Source organism: Aureimonas frigidaquae (assembly GCF_001463905.1).
GTDB classification, from domain to species: Bacteria; Pseudomonadota; Alphaproteobacteria; order Rhizobiales; family Rhizobiaceae; genus Aureimonas; species Aureimonas frigidaquae.
Genome location: NZ_BBWR01000019.1, coordinates 12,300 through 28,648 on the forward strand (window position 1 = coordinate 12,300; position 16,349 = coordinate 28,648).

Annotated in this window: 19 protein-coding genes; 8 read left to right on the top strand and 11 right to left on the bottom strand. The window is 66.8% G+C overall.

The window, feature by feature from the left end; genetic code table 11:
- Positions 1-9 precede the first annotated feature (9 nt).
- Both AUL30_RS18290 and AUL30_RS18295 read left to right on the top strand, forming a co-directional pair.
- Positions 10-1,293: a cytochrome b gene (locus tag AUL30_RS18290; protein WP_062229343.1), complete on the top strand. Its 1,284-nt coding sequence runs from the start codon at positions 10-12 to the stop codon at positions 1,291-1,293.
- A 23-nt stretch (positions 1,294-1,316) separates the two neighbouring features.
- Entirely contained in the window at positions 1,317-2,291 is a 975-nt protein-coding gene (locus AUL30_RS18295; protein ID WP_062229414.1) for a cytochrome c1, read from the top strand.
- Positions 2,292-2,472: 181 nt separating this feature from the next.
- Here the strand turns inward: AUL30_RS18295 and AUL30_RS18300 are convergent, their stop codons facing one another.
- Positions 2,473-3,564 (bottom strand): helix-turn-helix domain-containing protein, encoded by a 1,092-nt coding sequence (locus AUL30_RS18300; protein WP_062229344.1) that lies wholly within the window; start codon positions 3,562-3,564, stop codon positions 2,473-2,475.
- A 149-nt stretch (positions 3,565-3,713) separates the two neighbouring features.
- On the opposite strand from AUL30_RS18300, the gene AUL30_RS18305 reads away from it, so the two are divergent.
- Positions 3,714-4,427 (top strand): hypothetical protein, encoded by a 714-nt coding sequence (locus AUL30_RS18305; protein ID WP_062229345.1) that lies wholly within the window; start codon positions 3,714-3,716, stop codon positions 4,425-4,427.
- Here AUL30_RS18305 and AUL30_RS18310 read toward each other — a convergent pair.
- The 5 genes from AUL30_RS18310 to AUL30_RS18330 are packed head-to-tail and all read right to left on the bottom strand — an operon-like array spanning position 4,424 to position 7,943.
- The gene (locus AUL30_RS18310) at positions 4,424-4,891 is read right to left on the bottom strand and encodes a MaoC family dehydratase (protein ID WP_062229346.1); all 468 of its coding nucleotides are present in this window, start codon (positions 4,889-4,891) and stop codon (positions 4,424-4,426) included. The two genes, AUL30_RS18305 and AUL30_RS18310, sit on opposite strands and share 4 nt — an antisense overlap.
- Positions 4,888-5,343, bottom strand: coding sequence for a MaoC family dehydratase (locus AUL30_RS18315; protein WP_062229347.1), 456 nt, complete (start codon positions 5,341-5,343; stop codon positions 4,888-4,890). The genes AUL30_RS18310 and AUL30_RS18315 overlap by 4 nt, the downstream gene beginning before the upstream one ends.
- A gap of 47 nt (positions 5,344-5,390) precedes the next feature.
- Positions 5,391-6,494, bottom strand: a complete 1,104-nt coding sequence (ychF, locus tag AUL30_RS18320; protein WP_062229348.1) for a redox-regulated ATPase YchF — start codon at positions 6,492-6,494, stop codon at positions 5,391-5,393.
- A gap of 52 nt (positions 6,495-6,546) precedes the next feature.
- Entirely contained in the window at positions 6,547-7,257 is a 711-nt protein-coding gene (gene pth, locus AUL30_RS18325; RefSeq protein WP_062229349.1) for an aminoacyl-tRNA hydrolase, read from the bottom strand.
- A 56-nt stretch (positions 7,258-7,313) separates the two neighbouring features.
- Positions 7,314-7,943, bottom strand: coding sequence for a 50S ribosomal protein L25/general stress protein Ctc (locus AUL30_RS18330; RefSeq protein WP_062229350.1), 630 nt, complete (start codon positions 7,941-7,943; stop codon positions 7,314-7,316).
- A gap of 266 nt (positions 7,944-8,209) precedes the next feature.
- Here AUL30_RS18330 and AUL30_RS18335 point away from each other — a divergent pair, with 266 nt between their 5' ends.
- Positions 8,210-8,836: a glutathione S-transferase family protein gene (locus tag AUL30_RS18335; RefSeq protein WP_062229351.1), complete on the top strand. Its 627-nt coding sequence runs from the start codon at positions 8,210-8,212 to the stop codon at positions 8,834-8,836.
- Positions 8,837-8,855: 19 nt separating this feature from the next.
- Here AUL30_RS18335 and AUL30_RS18340 read toward each other — a convergent pair whose 3' ends face one another.
- From AUL30_RS18340 to lgt, 5 genes are all read right to left on the bottom strand, one after another.
- Positions 8,856-9,788, bottom strand: coding sequence for a ribose-phosphate pyrophosphokinase (locus AUL30_RS18340; RefSeq protein ID WP_062229352.1), 933 nt, complete (start codon positions 9,786-9,788; stop codon positions 8,856-8,858).
- A gap of 137 nt (positions 9,789-9,925) precedes the next feature.
- The gene (locus AUL30_RS18345; protein WP_062229353.1) at positions 9,926-11,077 is read right to left on the bottom strand and encodes a M24 family metallopeptidase; all 1,152 of its coding nucleotides are present in this window, start codon (positions 11,075-11,077) and stop codon (positions 9,926-9,928) included.
- 12 nt (positions 11,078-11,089) lie between these two features.
- Positions 11,090-11,893 carry a peptidoglycan editing factor PgeF gene (gene pgeF, locus AUL30_RS18350; protein ID WP_062229415.1) on the bottom strand — a complete coding sequence of 268 codons (804 nt, stop codon included), beginning with the start codon at positions 11,891-11,893 and terminating at the stop codon, positions 11,090-11,092.
- A gap of 41 nt (positions 11,894-11,934) precedes the next feature.
- Positions 11,935-13,026, bottom strand: a complete 1,092-nt coding sequence (locus AUL30_RS18355; protein ID WP_062229354.1) for a class I SAM-dependent methyltransferase — start codon at positions 13,024-13,026, stop codon at positions 11,935-11,937.
- Entirely contained in the window at positions 13,023-13,868 is an 846-nt protein-coding gene (lgt, locus tag AUL30_RS18360; protein WP_062229355.1) for a prolipoprotein diacylglyceryl transferase, read from the bottom strand. The genes AUL30_RS18355 and lgt overlap by 4 nt, the downstream gene beginning before the upstream one ends.
- Before the next feature lie 150 nt (positions 13,869-14,018).
- Between lgt and AUL30_RS18365 the strand changes: the two genes are divergently transcribed.
- The 4 genes from AUL30_RS18365 to AUL30_RS18380 all read left to right on the top strand — a co-directional run bounded on the left by AUL30_RS18365 (position 14,019) and on the right by AUL30_RS18380 (position 16,326).
- Positions 14,019-14,330, top strand: coding sequence for an accessory factor UbiK family protein (locus tag AUL30_RS18365; protein WP_062229356.1), 312 nt, complete (start codon positions 14,019-14,021; stop codon positions 14,328-14,330).
- 257 nt (positions 14,331-14,587) lie between these two features.
- Positions 14,588-15,088 (top strand): type III secretion system chaperone family protein, encoded by a 501-nt coding sequence (locus AUL30_RS18370; protein WP_062229416.1) that lies wholly within the window; start codon positions 14,588-14,590, stop codon positions 15,086-15,088.
- Between the two features lie 47 nt (positions 15,089-15,135).
- On the top strand, positions 15,136-15,954 hold the full coding sequence (proC, locus tag AUL30_RS18375; protein WP_062229357.1) for a pyrroline-5-carboxylate reductase: 819 nt from the start codon (positions 15,136-15,138) through the stop codon (positions 15,952-15,954).
- Between the two features lie 6 nt (positions 15,955-15,960).
- Positions 15,961-16,326: a tRNA-binding protein gene (locus AUL30_RS18380; protein WP_062229358.1), complete on the top strand. Its 366-nt coding sequence runs from the start codon at positions 15,961-15,963 to the stop codon at positions 16,324-16,326.
- Positions 16,327-16,349 lie beyond the last annotated feature (23 nt).

Here is a 16,349-nt window from a genome sequence, read left to right on the forward strand (position 1 = left end):
CGCTGAATCATGAGTGGTCACTCGTCTTACGTTCCGTCCACAGGCATCGAGCGGTGGATCGATTCGCGGCTTCCGCTTCCGCGGCTCGTCTATGACTCCTTCGTCGCCTATCCGGTCCCGCGCAATCTGAACTACGCCTATACGTTCGGTGGCGTGCTCGCCCTGTTCCTGGGCCTACAGATCATCACCGGCGTCGTTTTGGCGATGCATTATGCCGCGTCGACGGAACTGGCCTTCACCTCGGTCGAGCGCATCATGCGCGATGTGAACTGGGGCTGGATGCTGCGCTACATGCACGCCAACGGCGCCTCCTTCTTCTTCGTGGCCGTCTACCTGCATATTTTCCGCGGCCTCTATTACGGCTCCTACAAGGCCCCGCGTGAGATCCTCTGGATTCTCGGCGTGATCATCTTCCTTCTGATGATGGCGACGGCCTTCATGGGCTACGTCCTGCCCTGGGGCCAGATGTCCTTCTGGGGCGCCACGGTCATCACCGGCTTCTTCACCGCCTTCCCGGGCATCGGCGACCCGATCCAGACCCTCCTGCTCGGCGGCTTCGCGGTCGATAACCCGACCCTGAACCGCTTCTTCTCGCTGCACTATCTCCTGCCTTTCATGATTGCGGGCGTGGTCGTGCTGCATGTGTGGGCCCTGCATGTGACGGGGCAGACCAACCCCACGGGCGTCGAGGTCAAGACGCCGCAGGATACGGTGGCCTTCACGCCCTACGCGACCATCAAGGATGCGTTCGCGATGATCGTCTTCCTGGCCGTCTTCGCCTATTTCGTCTTCTACATGCCGAACTATCTCGGCCATCCGGACAATTACATCCCGGCCAATCCGCTGCAGACGCCGGCGCACATCGTTCCGGAATGGTACTTCCTGCCCTTCTACGCCATGCTGCGCGCCATCACCTTCAACATCGGCCCGATCGATTCCAAGCTCGGCGGCGTCCTGGTGATGTTCGGCTCGATCATCGTCCTGTTCTTCCTGCCCTGGCTCGACACGTCGAAGGTCAAGTCCACCGCCTACCGGCCGGTGTACAAGATCTTCTTCTGGATCTTCGCCTTCAACGCCGTGTTCCTGGGCTGGCTCGGCTCGCGCCCGGCCGAAGGCATCTACCCGGCGCTGTCGCTGATGGGCACGATCTACTACTTCGCCCACTTCCTCATCGTCCTGCCGGTTCTCGGCCTGGTCGAAACGCCGAGGAAGCTGCCGGCCTCCATCACGGATGCGGTGCTCGCCAAGAATGGTGCTCGCCATGCCGAAGCGTCGGCGGCGGCCAAAGGCTGATGAAGCGCACGAAGGAACTTGCAATGAAACGGCTTCTATCAGCACTTCTGACGGCGGGTGTCCTCTTTGCTCCGCTCTCCGCCTCGGCCCAGGACGCCGAACCCGTTCCGGCGGCAACGCCCGCGCCGGTCGAAGGACCGGCCCCGGGCGAGGCGCCGACCTCCGGCTCCGGCGTCGATACGGTGTCCAGCGGCCAGGGCGAAGTCGCCCATGCCGAGGGCGAAAGCCATGCCACGCCGCATTACCCGCTGAAGAAGCCGGAACACCTGTCGTGGAGCTTCGCGGGGCCCTTCGGCAAGTGGGACCTCGGTCAGTTGCAGCGCGGCCTCAAGATCTATCGTGAGGTCTGCTCGTCCTGCCACTCGCTGAACCTCGTCGCCTTCCGCAACCTGCAGGCGCTCGGCTACAGCGATGCGCAGGTCCGCACCCTGGCCGCCGAGTATCAGGTCCAGGACGGGCCGGATGCGAGCGGCGACATGTTCGAGCGCCCCGGCCTCCCGACCGATCATTTCCCCGCGCCCTTCCCGAACCCGGAAGCGGCCGCAGCATCGAACGGCGGCGCCCATCCGCCAGATCTGTCGCTCATCGCCAAGGCACGTGCGGTCGAGCGCGGCTTCCCGGCTTTCGTCTTCGATATCTTCACCCAGTATGCGGAAGGCGGGCCGGACTATATCCACGCGCTGCTGACCGGCTATGGCGAGGAGCCACCAGCCAATCTGCAGCTCCAGCCCGGCACGCATTACAACCCGTACTTCATCGCATCCTCGGCCCTGGCCATGGCGCAGCCCATCAGCGACGGCCAGGTGACCTATGATGACGGTGCGCCCGAGACGGTGGAGCAATATTCCCGCGACATCGCCTCCTTCCTGATGTGGGCCGCAGAGCCGCATCTGGTGGAGCGCAAGTCCACCGGCTTCGTGGTGATGATCTTCTTCGTCATCTTCGCGGGCATGCTCTATGCCGTGAAGCGCCGGGTCTGGGCGAAGATCCCGCACTGACGGGACGCGTCATTTCACGTCGATCGACAGGGGCCCGTGTGGCCCCTGTTTCATTTTAGGACCCAATCGAATGATCGGCTGAGTTCGTCGCCGCGTGACTTGCCGGCCGGCCATCGGGCCGGGCGGAGCCTGCGGATGACGAGCCGACCATTCGCGCGCCTCGGTGTTCGGCACTGCCGCTTCAGTGTAGAAGGGGCGCTGCCGGATCTGCGATCAGCGTCGCCTCGTTGCCGCCGGCTCCGTGCGCGCGACGCCAGGCGCTCGGGGTGGTCCCGAGAACGCGCTGGAACTCGCGGTTGAAGTTGGATTTGGTCGAGAAGCCGGAGTCCAGCATGATCGCCGTGATGCTGTCGCTCGTCGTCGCCAGACGCTCGGCGGCATGCTGCACCCGCAGCGCATTCACGTAATGCGACACACTCATGCCAAGGCTTCGGTTGATCGCAGCCGATACGTCGCGGGCCGGCAGGCCGAGCCTGCGTGCGATGCGGGAAAGGTTGAGATCGAGGTCCGTATAGATCCGCGTCTCGCGCATCAGCGCTTCGATCCGCAACGCCGTCTGCGTCTCGGTTTGCGAAGCGGCCTTTGAGGGGGCAGGCGTGCGCTCCTGCTGCCCCTGAGCCTCCATAGGTCCGGAGCGGCTGCCGCGTGCAAGCGATGCGGCACCGGCAAGGGCGATGATGATGACGAGATTCCCGAAGGCGACGATGGTCGCGCCGTGCCGGCCGCCGTGCCATGCAAGGTCCAGCCCGATGCCGATATCCGACGCGGCCGAGGCGAGCAGCGCGACGCCCGTTGCGCACATGGCGCGGTGGGAGCGGATGACCCCATCCAGCCGCGAGGCCGTCAGCCCGTCCGGTCCGTGCCGCGCGTCCCAGAGAATGGCGCAGCCATAGGCGACGAAGATGAGAACGATGGCGGTTCCCACCGCCTGCGGCGCTAGAAGAACCAGGGCACCGACGAGCAGCGCCGGCAGAAGATGCGCAAATGCCTGGGGCAGGCCCGGATCGGTCCGCCCGCCGACGAGGGAGCGGAAGCTCAGCCAGGCGAGCGGCGCGATGACGCAGGCGGTGACCGCCATGAGTGGAAGCACAGCCGTGATGCCATAGCCCCAGCGCAGGCCCACCAGGATCGATTGCAGCGCGTAGGTGGCCATGAGCGCGGAGAAGAAGCCTTCCTCGGTGCGCGGGCCGGCGGCGTTACGGTCCAGATACTCCCGCGCCAGAAGGGTCAGTAACAGGAAGGCCACGAAAAAGGGCAGGGGAACGAGCAGCATAGGCGGTGGAACGTCCTTGTGCGGGCAAAGTGAAGCGGGACCGTCATGGCCCGGATCGGGATCACGGTCGTCCTGTATCGCGATCCGGGACGCATCGGGCGATGATCCCATGCCCTCCCTCGGCGAGGCAATCGCACAAGGGCGCCCTGATGCAACATAGAAGCTTCGCCGCGGCCGTGGCCGCAACCCTGATCCTCCTGGCCGGGTGGGCCATGCCGGCCCCTGCCCAGACGCAGGCCACCATCGACACGTCCGGCGTCAGCGCGGTGCGCCTGTCCGGTGCTGCAAGCATCCTGCGCCTGCAGGCCGCCGCCGGTGGGGCCTACCGGGCCAGCGCCTCCGCCCGCGCCGATGGGTGGCTGTCCGGGTGGATACCCTCCAGCTGGTACTACGGAGACTGCGCCTCTGCCGCAGGCATGCGGCTGGAGGGCGAAACGCTGATCCTGGAGACGCAGGACGGCTCGGACGATTGCGCCGTGACCTTCACCATCGACGTGCCGCCGCAGGTCGACCTTTCCATCGATCAAACAGCGTCCGACATCAGCCTGTCCGGCGCCTTCGGCGCGGTCAGGCTGAACGGGGAGGCGGCGCGCCTGTCCTTCGACGGCCGGGCGGCGACGATCGACATGACCGTCCGCGCCATGCGCGCGGAGCTCGCCTTTGATGATAACGGATCGGCTCCCGCAGCGACCCGGATCGCCGCGGACGATCTGGACCTGACCGCGCGCTACCCGCGCGGTGCCGATCTTCATTACGATATCCGGGCCATTGCCGCGCTGGTCGACAGCGACATTGCCGACACGCCCGGCGCCGCGGCGACGCTCACCGTCGAGGCACGGCGCGTTCATGCCAGGCTGCGTTAGCTGCGCAGGAAAAGACTGGCTTCGAAGGTCAGGGCCGGCCGGCCCTCCTGATCCTGCGCGTCGATGCGCGATTGCAGGATGCCCCAGCCCGGCCGGCTGGCCGAATGCCGTGTGGCCAGGACGGTCGAGCGGTAGGCGAGCCTGTCCCCGGCATAGACGGGGCGCAGCCAGCGGAGCTTTTCGATACCGGGGGACGGACCCAGTTGCGGTTCGTCCAACCCCGCCAGGCGACGGTCCTCTGCCAGGCGGTTCATGGTGGCGACGTTGAGCTTCATGAAGACGGCCGTCACATGCCAGCCGGAGGCGCAAAGCCCGCCGAACAGGCTGTGCCGCGCCTTCTCTGCGTCGAGATGGAAGGGCTGGGGGTCGAACGCCGTGGCGAAGGTGATGATCTCTTCTGCGGTGAAGACATGTTCGCCGAGCTCCATCACCGCCCCGGGCACGAGTTCGTCGAACCAGCTCATGACGTTGCCTCCGCGCGCCGGCGCAGCATGACGGAATATTCCGCCTCGACCACCACCACATCGTCCTGATTGACGAGTCGCGTCCGCAGCTTGAGAAAGCCGATCGCGGGGCGGGAGGCGGAGGGGCGTGCCTCCAGCACTTCCGTTCCGCCGCTCAGGACGTCACCCGGCCGGACCGGGTGGCGCCAGGCGAGGCGATCGACGCCGGGCGATCCCTCCGATGCGGAGGCGTTGACGAAGGAATCGCACATCATCCGCATCATGATCCCGCAGACGTGCCAGCCCGAGGCGCAGAAGCCCCGGGTCGGCCCGTCGACAGGATAGCGCGGATCCAGATGCATGGGCTGGGGATCGTATTGTGCCGCAAAAGCGATGATCGCCTCCTGGCTGACCGCATGCGGACCCATCGGCAGGATCGTGCCGACGGAGTAATCCTCGAACATGCGCATCATGGCCCTCCCTCCCGATGCGGCCGGGCGCGAGCGCGCCGCGGACTGGATCAGACGTTGAACTTGAACAGGAGGATGTCGCCGTCCTGGACGACATATTCCTTGCCTTCGTCGCGTGCCTTGCCGGCTTCCTTGGCGCCGGCCTCGCCCTTCAGCCGGACGAAGTCGTCATAGGCGATGGTCTGGGCGCGGATGAAGCCCTTCTCGAAATCGGTGTGGATGACGCCGGCCGCCTGGGGCGCCTTGAAGCCACGGCGGATCGTCCAGGCCCGCGTTTCCTTCGGCCCCACGGTGAAGTAGGTGATGAGGTCCAGAAGTTCGTAGCCCGCGCGGATCAGCCGGTCGAGGCCCGGCTCCTCCAGGCCCATGGCTTCCAGATATTCGCCGACCTCCTCATCGGGGAGCTGGGCGATCTCCGCCTCGATGGCGGCCGAGATCACCACGCTGCGCGCCCCCTGGCGTGCGGCCATCTCGGCCACGGCCTGCGAATGCGCATTGCCGGATGCGGCGTCGGCCTCCGCCACATTGCACACGTAGAGGACCGGCTTGGAGGTCAGAAGGTTGAGCGCGCGCAGCTGGGCGCGCTCGTCCGCATCCAGATCCGGCACCAACACCCGGGCCGGCTCGCCGGCCTGCAGCTTGGCCAGAACAGCTTCCATGACCGGAAGCTGCGCCAGGGATTCCTTGTCCTTGGCGCCGGCGCGCTTGCGCACGTTCACGATGCGCCGCTCGATGCTTTCGAGGTCCGAGAGCATGAGCTCCGTCTCGACCGTCTCGGCATCGGCAACCGGGTCGATCCGGCCTTCCACATGGGTGATGTCGTCATTCTCGAAGCAGCGCAGCACGTGGGCGATGGCGTCCACTTCGCGGATATTGGCCAGGAACTGGTTGCCGAGGCCCTCGCCCTTGGACGCGCCGCGCACCAGCCCGGCAATGTCCACGAAGGTGATGCGCGTCGGTATGATCTGCGCGGACTTGCCGATGGTGGAAATGTCCTTCAGGCGCGGATCGGGCACGCCGACATCGCCCGTATTGGGCTCGATCGTGCAGAAGGGATAGTTCGCCGCCTGGGCCGCTGCCGTCTTGGTCAGGGCATTGAACAGAGTGGATTTGCCGACATTCGGCAGACCGACGATACCGCAACGAAAACCCATGAAACTCTTCCATTCCTGTTGCCCGCCGGCACGGCCCGGCCGGGCGTCACGTTCAATCCTTGCCGAACAGGCGCTTCAGCATGTCGGCCATCGGCCCGCTCGTCGGCAGCCGGGCGGGGGCGCCCGACCGCGCCTGGCGGATATGGCTCTGCCCGGTGCGCGTGGCCGCCTTCGGCTGTGCCGCCGCTGGCTCGGCCTTGGACTGGCCGGGCGCCAGCTTGTTCATGAAGCCGGCATCGTCACCCTTGGCGAGCAATGCCGCGTGGCGCGCAACATCGTCGAGCAGCGGCTGCAGCCATTCCCCGTCGACCTTGGCGAAATCGCTGAGCACATAGGGCGACACAAGCTCCTTGGCGCCGGGATGCCCGATGCCCAGGCGCACGCGGCGGTAATCGCGCCCCAGATGCGCGTCGATGCTCTTCAGCCCGTTATGACCGCCATGCCCGCCACCGGTCTTGACGCGGACCTTGCCGGGCGGCAGGTCCAGCTCGTCATGCAGGACGATGATGTCCTTGGGCTCGATGCGGTAGAAGGCGGCCGCCGCGGCGACGCTGTCGCCCGACAGGTTCATGAAGGTCTGCGGCTTGAGCAGCAGGACCTTTTCCGAGCCGATCCGGCCTTCGGAGATCTCGCCCTTGAACTTCTTCGACCAGGGGGAGAAGGCCGGGTCGCGCTGGATCGCGTCCACGGCCATGAAACCGATATTGTGTCGGTTCGCACTGTAGCGGGGGCCGGGATTGCCCAGTCCTGCAATGAGCAGCATGGTACGCCCGGCCTCCGCTTTGCGACATGGATCCGTCCGCCCGAAAGGGCGAGGGATCAGTCTTCCTTGGCTTCGTCGTCCGCGGCCTCGACCTCGGCGCCGTCTTCGTCCTCGACGTCGGAGACCGGCGGCGTGATGGAGGCGATGGCCTGGTCGGCATCGTCGGCCAGCGTCACGCCCTTGGGCAGGGTGAGCTGCGAGGCGTGGACGGAATCACCGATGTCGAGACCCGTCAGGTCGATGGTGATCGCGTCCGGGATGCTGGTGGCCGGCGCATTCACGCCGACATCGTGCTGAACGACGTTCAGGACGCCGTCCTTGCCCTTCAGGCCGGGAGCCTCGTCCTCGTTGACGAAGTGCACCGGCACGCGGACCGTCACGATGGACCGCGCGGAAACGCGCAGGAAGTCCACATGCGTCAGCGTGTCCTTGACGACGTCGAGCTGATAATCCTTCGGCAGGACCTGGATCGACTGGCCGCCGACCTCGACCGTCGCGACGGTCGTCAGGAAGCCGCCGCTATGCAGGCGCAGGAAGGTTTCCTTGTAGGGAATCGCGATCGGCAGGGGAGGCTGCTTGTCACCATAGATGACGGCGGGCACCAGTCCGTTGCGGCGAAGTTCACGGGCGGCCCCCTTGCCGACCTTCTCGCGCGCCTCGGCCTTGAACGTATAGCTCTCGCTCATGGCAAAGTCCTTTGCTTCGTACAGGAGAAGCCGTTCAGCGCCCCGATGGCGCACAAACGACGAAAAGCGCCGACGCGCCGGCCTGAGGAAAACCATCGGCCGCTGCGGGGAGCGCTTCACTCCGCGCTGCCTCCAAGGGTGTCTGCGCGGATGGCGTGCCTATAGCCGAGGCGACCCGCTTTTTCAAGCTTGGGCCGGCCCGCGCTTCTGGCCGTCACGCCGGCGTGGTAGAACACGCGCCATGCGGCAAGCGCGAGGATGAGAGCATGGCCGATCTGACCTTCTACACCAATCCCATGTCCCGCGGGCGCATCGTGCGGTGGATGCTGGAGGAGGCGGGCGTCCCCTACGACACCGAGCTCGTCGATTATGGCGCCTCCGGCATGAAGTCGACGGCCTATCGCGTCATCAATCCCATGGGGAAGGTGCCGGCCATCCGGCATGGCGAGACGATCGTTACCGAATGCGCCGCCATCTGCGCCTATCTTGCCGATGCCTTCCCTGAGGCCGGGCTTGCGCCCGATGTCACCAGCCCGGCGCGCGGTTCCTATTACCGCTGGCTGTTCTTTGCGGCCGGCCCGCTGGAACAGGCCGTCACCAACCGCGCCCTCGGCTTTGTCGCCGCGCCCGAGCACAGCCGGATGCTCGGCTACGGCAGCTACGAGGATGTCCTGTCCACGATCGAAGGCGCGGTATCGGGGCGGCAATATCTGGCCGGCGACAGGTTCAGTGTGGCCGATCTCTATGTCGGCGCCCAGTTGAGCTGGGGCATGATGTCCGGCCGGATCGAAAAACGGCCCGCCTTCGAGGCCTATGCCGACCCGCTCATGGCGCGTCCCGCCGCCGTCCGCGCGCGGGAGATCGACGGTGCGCTGGCGCCACCGCGCGACTGAGACGCAAGCGCCCGGTCGCTCAGTCGAACAGGCTGGAGACGGACTGTTCCGTCGCGGTGCGCGCGATGGCTTCGGCCAGAAGGTTGGCCGCCGTCACCACGCGGATGTTGCGCGCTTCGCGGATGGCGGTGGTCGGCTGGATCGAGTCGGAGATGACGAGCTCTTCCAGGTTGGAATTGACGATGCGCGGCACGGCCCCGCCCGACAGGACGCCGTGCGTGATGTAGGCGCGCACGCTCTTGGCGCCATGGGCCATGAGCGCGTCGGCGGCGTTGCACAGCGTGCCGCCGGAATCGATGATGTCGTCGATCAGGATGCAATGGCGGCCATCGACATCGCCGATGATGTTCATGACCTCGGATTCGCCCGGCTTCTCGCGCCGCTTGTCGACGATGGCCAGGAGCGCATCCAGCCGCTTGGCGAGCGAGCGTGCCCGGACCACGCCGCCGACATCGGGCGACACGACCATGACGTTGTCGAGGTCCAGATGCTCCTTGATGTCCCGCGCGATGAGCGGCACGGCAAAGAGATTGTCGGTCGGGATATCGAAGAAGCCCTGGATCTGCCCGGCATGCAGATCCATCGTCATGACCCTGTCGGCCCCGGCCTCTGTGATGAGGTTGGCCACCAGCTTGGCCGAAATGGGGGTGCGTCCGCCGGCTTTGCGATCCTGACGGGCATAGCCAAAATAGGGCAGCACGGCCGTGATGCGCCGCGCCGAGGCGCGCCGCATGGCGTCGATCATGATGAGCAGTTCCATCAGGTGATCGTTGGCCGGGTAGGAGGTCGACTGGATGATGAAGACATCCTCGCCGCGCACATTCTCCTGGATTTCGACGAAGATTTCCTGATCCGCGAAGCGACGCACGGTGGCCCGTCCGAGCGGCAGGTCGAGGTAACGGGCGATGGATTGCGCCAGAACGGGATTGGAGTTGCCGACGAAGAGTTTCATACCGTTCCTGCTCGCAACCGATGAAATGGGACGAAACGGGCCCTCCCGTCCGATGCGCAGCCTCTAAGCAGAATCGCGACACGTTTCAAGGATTTCCGAGTCCCGGGGGGATGGGCGGCTTTGCGCCGCCCGCCGCCTCATCCCGCAACGGCGAGCTCCAGCGGCAGGCGGGAGAGCGGTTCGGGGGCGCCGTCGCCGGTGAGGTAGGTTCGGCCGAGGCACATGGCGGTTCCGGAATCGGAATCCATGATGATCATGTGCGCAAAGAGCGTCATGTTCGGCAGGATCGGCTCGGCATTGCCGGAATAGAACATTTGCGGGTCCATCCAGGAAGGCGCGAAGCGGGCGCCGAGGGAGTAGCCGCAGGCGGTCAGCCGGTGGCGGACGAGGTCGTGCTCCTCCATCACCCGGGCATGGGCGTCGAACACGTCGCCGAACGTATGGCCGGGGCGCATGGCCTCTTCCACGGCCATCAACGCCTCGTAGGCTGCCTTGTGCAGCTCCTCGTGGCGCATCAGGGGGCTGCCGACGATGAGGGTTCGCATCAGCGCCGCATGGTACTGCGCATGGACGCCGGCCCATTCGATGGTCAGTTGATCCTGCGCGGCGAGCTTGCGGCGGCCGGACTTGTAGCGGCACAGAAGCGCGTCCGCGCCAGACCCGATGATGAAGGGGTTGGCCGGGTAGTCGCCGCCCTGGCGCAGGATCTCGCCCTGCAGCACGGCCAGGAGCTCGCCCTCGTCGGCGCCCTCGCGCACCAGGGGCAGCATGGCCTCATACGCATCGTCCGCCAGGCGCGCGGCCTCCCGCACATGCAGGATCTCCGCCGGGCTCTTGATGAGGCGCAGCGCCGGGACGAGATCGGATGCGTCCTTCAGCGTGGCGAAGGAGCCGAGCTTTTCCTGGACCAGCCGGCCATTGGCCGCCGTCAGGCCATGCGTGGCATATTCGACGCCGATCCGGGTGCCCAGAAGCCCCATATCGTCGCACAGATCGCGCAGGTCGATCGCCGGATCGGCGCCGGCGCGGTCCCGCCACAGGACGATGTTGCCGATGTTGGACGTTGCCTGCGCCTGGCGCAGATCGGCCGAGCGCGTGAGCAGGCGCATCTCGCCATCCGACTTCACGATCAGGCATTGGAAGAAGCAGAAGCCGAACGTGTCGTAGCCCGTCAGCCAGTACATGGAGTCCTGCGCGAAGAGCAGCATGGCGTCGAGCTTCTGCTCGGCCATCTCCGCCGTCAGGCGGTTCAGGCGCGCAGCATACTCGTCCGGTGCGAAATGGGGCATCGGGTGGATCCTTTAATTCAGGGGGTCCAGCATGATCGCGGAAAGCTGCCGCCCGTAATCGGGCTCGCTGCGATGCGTGGTGCGCCGGAAGGAAAAGAAGGTGTCGGGTTCACCATAGGTGCAGCGCCCGACAAAGGAGGCTGCAACGCCGGCACGGCCCAGCCGGTCGACGATGTAGCCGGGCAGGTCGAACTGCCATTTGCCGGGCCGGCCCGTCGCAAAGAAGCGCTCGGCCCGGGCGTCGAGCGCCACGATTTCGTCGCGCCGGTCGGTGCCGACCTCGTAATGGGCCTGGGTGATGCAGGGGCCGAGTGCAGCCACCATGTCGGCCCGTTCCGCCCCGAGGCCCTCCATGGCCTCGATGGTCGCCTCCAGCACGCCGGTCAGCGCGCCCTTCCAGCCGGCATGGGCGGCGCCCACGGCGCGCCCCCGCCGATCGGCAAAGAGAATGGGGCCGCAATCCGCCGTGACGACGCCGATCGGCAGTCCGCGCCGGCCCGTCACCACGGCATCGGCCTTCGGGCGTTCGCCCGAAAAGGGCTGATCGATCACGGCGACGTCGGGCGAGTGGACCTGCCAGGGCGTCTGCGGCCCTTCGGCGTCGATGCCAAGATAGCGCACCGCCGCGCGCCGGTTGGCGCGCACGCGTCCGGGGTCGTCCTGCGAGCCGATGCCGGCGTTCAGCCCCGCATAGAGACCCTCCGATATGCCGCCCCGCCGGGTGAAGAAACCGTGGCGCAGGCCCTCTATGGCACTGAGCGACGCGGCGTTCACCACATCGGCTTCGGCAAGCTCTGGTATGGATTCGGAATGCATGTCCCACATGGCGCGAATGGTGGTGGAGCGGGCTGCCGAAGTCAATCGAAGGGCGGCAGGGCAATGGGCCGCGATGAGGCGGCCAGAACCTTGAAGAGCTGCCCCATTTCGCCCGGCCGATCGCCCGCCAGGCGATGGGCGGCCGCGGTGATCGAAGCCCGCCCGGCCGCGTCGCGCTGCGCTCCGAGCGCGCCGGCTCGCTCGGCAAGGCCGAGGGCCAGGAGAAACGGACCCTGCGCCATGACGGGCGAGGCAATTGCGCCGCCCGCGCCCAATGCCTCTGCAAGCCGCGCAAAATCCACATGCGAGGTGAGGTCCTGCCGGCCGACGGCCTGCAGCGGATCGGCATAGGCATGGTTGCGCAGGGCCTGGAGCGTATCGCCGAAGGCGCTCCGCGCGTGGCCGTAATCGAGGAACAGGGCCGCGCCTCCATGCGCAGCGATGCGCCGGCCGAGCGCAAGCGCCAGGGCCTCACGCGCCGGGGACCATTCGAAGATGTCCCCTTCGGCCGGCTCCACCCCCGGCGGCAGCGGCAGCATCGTGCCGTCCACCGGCGGACCGTCCAGCCAGAGAAGCGTTCCGTCCGGCGCCGTTCCGATCCGGCGTTCCCGCCAGAGCGCGCCGGCCAGGCGGAACTGGCGGATGGCGATGGCATCGAACAATTCGTTCGCCACCGAAATGAGCGGCATGGCGGGCACCCGGTCGAGCCTCGGCACATGATGAAGGGGCAGATCGTGCGGCGCCAGGCGCGTGGCCTGGATCCGGCGCAGCCTGTCGCTCACCTCCACCAGATGGATCCGGGCGGCGCGCAGGAAGGCCGGATCCAGGCGGCGCAGGGTGCGCAGCATATCGTCCATGAGCGTGCCGCGGCCCGGCCCGATCTCCACCAGCGCAACGGGGTCGGGCGCGCCGAGCGCCCGCCAGGCCGCCAGCGTCCAGGCGGCGAGAAGCTCGCCGAACATCTGGCTGATCTCCGGCGCGGTGGTGAAATCGCCCGCCGCGCCGATCGGATCCTGCCGCGTCGTGTAGTAGCCGCCATCCGGATCGAACAGGGCCATGTTCCAGAAGGCGTCGAGCGGGAGCGGGCCTTCGGCGGCGATACGCTCCCGGATGCGCCGCTCCAGCGTGCTCACGCCTGCGCCTGCCGCATGGGGCGCGCGGTCAGAATGGCCCAGATGCCGATGACGACCATCGGCAGGGACAGGATCATGCCCATGGTCAGCCAGCTCGTGCCCAGGAGGTAGCCGAGCTGCGGATCGGGCATGCGGAAGAACTCCACGAAGATGCGCGCCAGCCCGTAGAGCAGGATGAAGGTGCCGCTGGTCAGGCGCGGCCGCCCGAGGGCCCCGAACCGGTGGGTGAGAAGGCGTAGCACCAGGAAGATCACGACACCCTCCAGCAGCGCTTCGTAGAGCTGGCTCGGGTGGCGCGGCTCGGGCCCGGCATAGGGAAAGACCATGGCCCAGGCGACGCTCGTCGGGGCGCCCCACAACTCACCATTGATGAAATTGGCGATGCGCCCGAAGAACAGGCCGAAGGGCACGGACGCGGCGACGACGTCGATCAGGCTGAACATGGCGACCTTACGGCTGCGCGCGAAGAGCACCATGGCCAGGGTGACGCCGATCAGCCCGCCATGGAAGGACATTCCGCCTTCCCAGACGCGCAGCGCCGACAGGGGATCGTCCGCGATGCGCGCGAAATCGTAGAAGAGGATATGGCCGATGCGCCCGCCGGCCACGATGCCGATGGTGATCCAGACGATGAAATCGTCGATATCCTCCCGCGTCAGCGGCGCCTTTCCTCCGGGCCACAGACGCCCGTTGGACACCAGCGAGCGGCCGTAGAGCCAGCCGCAGAGAATGCCGGCCACATAGGCCAGCCCGTACCAGCGAAGGGCGATGGGCCCAACTTGCAGGAAGACGGGGTCGATCTGCGGATAGGTCAGGACGCTGAGATAGGGCAGGGTCGGCATGGCATGTCCTGTTGATCGCTCTGAAGGGGCAGGTGTGTCCCGATGCCGGCGCAGGGTCAAGCGGCCCGGCATCGGCGGCCCTCCGGCGCCATTGCCAAGGCGGCTGCCATCACCTACCTCAAAGGTCCTTGAAGACAGGAGACGCGGACGATGACGACCAGAGGCCCCAACCGCATTCTCGACGAGTTCTCGAAAGTGTTCACCGATACGGCCGGCGCGGCCCAGGGCGTGCGCCGCGAGGTCGAGACCGTCGTGCGCTCGCAGGTCGAGCGGCTGATCAACCAGCTCGAACTCGTGCAGCGCGAGGAGTTCGAAGCCGTCCGCGACATGGCGGTGCGGGCCCGCACCGAGAACGAGGAGCTGAAGCGCCGCATCGCCGCGCTCGAGGTGCAACTGGGGCGGACAGATCCCGCCGCGCCGGGCGATGCCGACACACCGAGCCCGGCCGCGCCGACGCTCTGACCGGTTGTCCAGACGTTTTCCACAGGGTGCCGAGGACTTATCCACGACCTTCGCACCGCGGTGGAAAAGCTGAAAAAACCTTATCGTGGAGTCGCTTGACTCCGTCCCCGGTTGCGCGGCGTTGCCGCGCGCCAGCATGGAAACGTTAAAATCCGGTTTCCCCTCTGGTGTCCGGACTCCCGCCCTATACACTGATTCTAAAGGCTGATTCGGTTTGGCATTGCCGTTCGGCACCGGGGTTGGGGCAGATCATCGTCATGCGGTTTGGTGAGTTGGAATTCGTGCGGCAGTCGCACCCGGTGGATGTGATCGAACTGGTCGCCGCCGATCGGGACTGGTCGTTCGAACGGCTGTGCGATGACGAAATCTCCATGAGCGTCGCCGGGCAATGGGCGGACTACTCGGTGTCCTTCTCCTGGGTAGAGGATTGCGAGGCCCTGCATCTGGGCTGCGCCTTCGAGCTCAAGGTGCCCGAGCGGCGCCTGGCTGAGGTGCATCGGCTGCTTTGCGCCGTGAACGAGAAGATGCTGGTCGGCCATTTCGACCTGTGGGCCAGCGAGAACGCCATCATGTTCCGGCACGCGCAGCTCCTGTGCGGTGGCGCGGAGCCCACCGGCGCGCAGGTCGAGCGCATGCTGGTGATCGCGCTCGAATGTTGCGACCGCTATTTTCAGGCCTTCCAGTTCGTCGTCTGGGCGAACAAGCCGGCGGAGGAGGCGCTGTCCGACACGCTGTTCGAAACGGTCGGCAACGCCTGAACGCGCATTCTCCTGAACGCCACAGCCACAATCGCAAAGGCATCGACATGGCCGCTTTCTCCGATATCGACACGATCCTCCTGATCGGCGGTGGCAATATGGGGGCGGCCATGGCGCGCGGCTGGCTGGCCGGAGGACTGGATGCCGCGCGGCTGACGGTCTGCGACCCCAAGCCCGGCGCAGCCCTGCAGCCGCTGCTGGACGCCGGCGTGCGGCATGTCGCCGGCGCGCCCGCCGGCCGCGTCGACGCCCTTGTCATTGCCGTGAAGCCGCAGGTGATGGAGGCCGTCCTGCCCGGCCTTGCCCCGGTGCTCGATTCAAGCAGCGTCGTGATCTCCGTGGCCGCAGGCAAGCCGGTCGCCTTCATGGAGCGGTTGCTCGGCCCTCACGCCATCGTCCGCGCCATGCCGAACACGCCGGCCATGATCGGCCGCGGCGTGACCGGCGCCTTTGCCAACCCCCGGGTGGGAGCCCGGCAGCGCGCCGTCGCAGACACGCTGCTGGCGGCGACGGGCGGCGTCGAATGGGTACCCGAGGAGCGGCAGATCGATTGGGTAACCGGCCTGTCCGGCTCCGGCCCGGCCTATGTCTTCCTGATGGCGGAAGCGCTGGCACAGGCAGGGGAGAAGCTCGGCCTCGACCCGCAGCTTGCCATGCGGCTGGCGCGCCAGACCGTGGCGGGTGCCGGCGAATTGATGATCCGCTCGCAAGATTCGCCCGACACGCTGCGCCGGAACGTGACCTCGCCCAACGGCACCACGGCTGCGGCGCTGGAAGTCCTCATGGCCGATGACGGACTGTCCGCCCTGATGGCGAAGGCAGTTGCCGCGGCGGCCGATCGCGCGACCGAGCTTTCAAAGGATTGATCCACCATGGCGAGCCAGGACCATACCGATATCGCCCCTCAGATCGGCTATGACGACTTCATGAAAGTCGACATCCGGGTCGGGACGATCGTGTCCGCCGAGCCCTTCCCGGAGGCACGCAAGCCGGCCTTCCGCCTGGTCATCGATTTTGGGCCGCAGATCGGCACGCGCAAATCCTCCGCGCAGATCACGGTGCGCCACAGCCTGGATGAACTGGTCGGCCGGCAGGTCATGGCCGTGGTGAACTTCCCGCCCCGCCAGATCGGGCCGATGCGCTCCGAGGTCCTGACGCTCGGCTTCCCGGATGCGGAAGGGAACGTCGTCCTGGCCTCCGTCACCCAGGATGTGCCGAATGGCGGCCGCCTGTTCTGACGGCGGATGGCTGCGGCCGGCGC

What these genes read in the sequence shown, in the direction of transcription:
- AUL30_RS18380 (WP_062229358.1), top strand. Translation starts at nt 15,961, where the DNA reads ATGGCGAGCCAGGACCATACCGATATCGCCCCTCAGATCGGCTATGAC.
- AUL30_RS18365 (WP_062229356.1), top strand. Translation starts at nt 14,019, where the DNA reads ATGACGACCAGAGGCCCCAACCGCATTCTCGACGAGTTCTCGAAAGTG.
- ychF (WP_062229348.1), bottom strand. Translation starts at nt 6,494, where the DNA reads ATGGGTTTTCGTTGCGGTATCGTCGGTCTGCCGAATGTCGGCAAATCC.
- pgeF (WP_062229415.1), bottom strand. Translation starts at nt 11,893, where the DNA reads ATGCATTCCGAATCCATACCAGAGCTTGCCGAAGCCGATGTGGTGAAC.
- AUL30_RS18310 (WP_062229346.1), bottom strand. Translation starts at nt 4,891, where the DNA reads ATGAGCTGGTTCGACGAACTCGTGCCCGGGGCGGTGATGGAGCTCGGC.
- AUL30_RS18335 (WP_062229351.1), top strand. Translation starts at nt 8,210, where the DNA reads ATGGCCGATCTGACCTTCTACACCAATCCCATGTCCCGCGGGCGCATC.
- AUL30_RS18370 (WP_062229416.1), top strand. Translation starts at nt 14,588, where the DNA reads ATGCGGTTTGGTGAGTTGGAATTCGTGCGGCAGTCGCACCCGGTGGAT.
- AUL30_RS18330 (WP_062229350.1), bottom strand. Translation starts at nt 7,943, where the DNA reads ATGAGCGAGAGCTATACGTTCAAGGCCGAGGCGCGCGAGAAGGTCGGC.
- AUL30_RS18300 (WP_062229344.1), bottom strand. Translation starts at nt 3,564, where the DNA reads ATGCTGCTCGTTCCCCTGCCCTTTTTCGTGGCCTTCCTGTTACTGACC.
- AUL30_RS18295 (WP_062229414.1), top strand. Translation starts at nt 1,317, where the DNA reads ATGAAACGGCTTCTATCAGCACTTCTGACGGCGGGTGTCCTCTTTGCT.
- proC (WP_062229357.1), top strand. Translation starts at nt 15,136, where the DNA reads ATGGCCGCTTTCTCCGATATCGACACGATCCTCCTGATCGGCGGTGGC.
- AUL30_RS18345 (WP_062229353.1), bottom strand. Translation starts at nt 11,077, where the DNA reads ATGCCCCATTTCGCACCGGACGAGTATGCTGCGCGCCTGAACCGCCTG.
- AUL30_RS18305 (WP_062229345.1), top strand. Translation starts at nt 3,714, where the DNA reads ATGCAACATAGAAGCTTCGCCGCGGCCGTGGCCGCAACCCTGATCCTC.
- AUL30_RS18340 (WP_062229352.1), bottom strand. Translation starts at nt 9,788, where the DNA reads ATGAAACTCTTCGTCGGCAACTCCAATCCCGTTCTGGCGCAATCCATC.
- lgt (WP_062229355.1), bottom strand. Translation starts at nt 13,868, where the DNA reads ATGCCGACCCTGCCCTATCTCAGCGTCCTGACCTATCCGCAGATCGAC.
- AUL30_RS18315 (WP_062229347.1), bottom strand. Translation starts at nt 5,343, where the DNA reads ATGATGCGCATGTTCGAGGATTACTCCGTCGGCACGATCCTGCCGATG.
- pth (WP_062229349.1), bottom strand. Translation starts at nt 7,257, where the DNA reads ATGCTGCTCATTGCAGGACTGGGCAATCCCGGCCCCCGCTACAGTGCG.
- AUL30_RS18290 (WP_062229343.1), top strand. Translation starts at nt 10, where the DNA reads ATGAGTGGTCACTCGTCTTACGTTCCGTCCACAGGCATCGAGCGGTGG.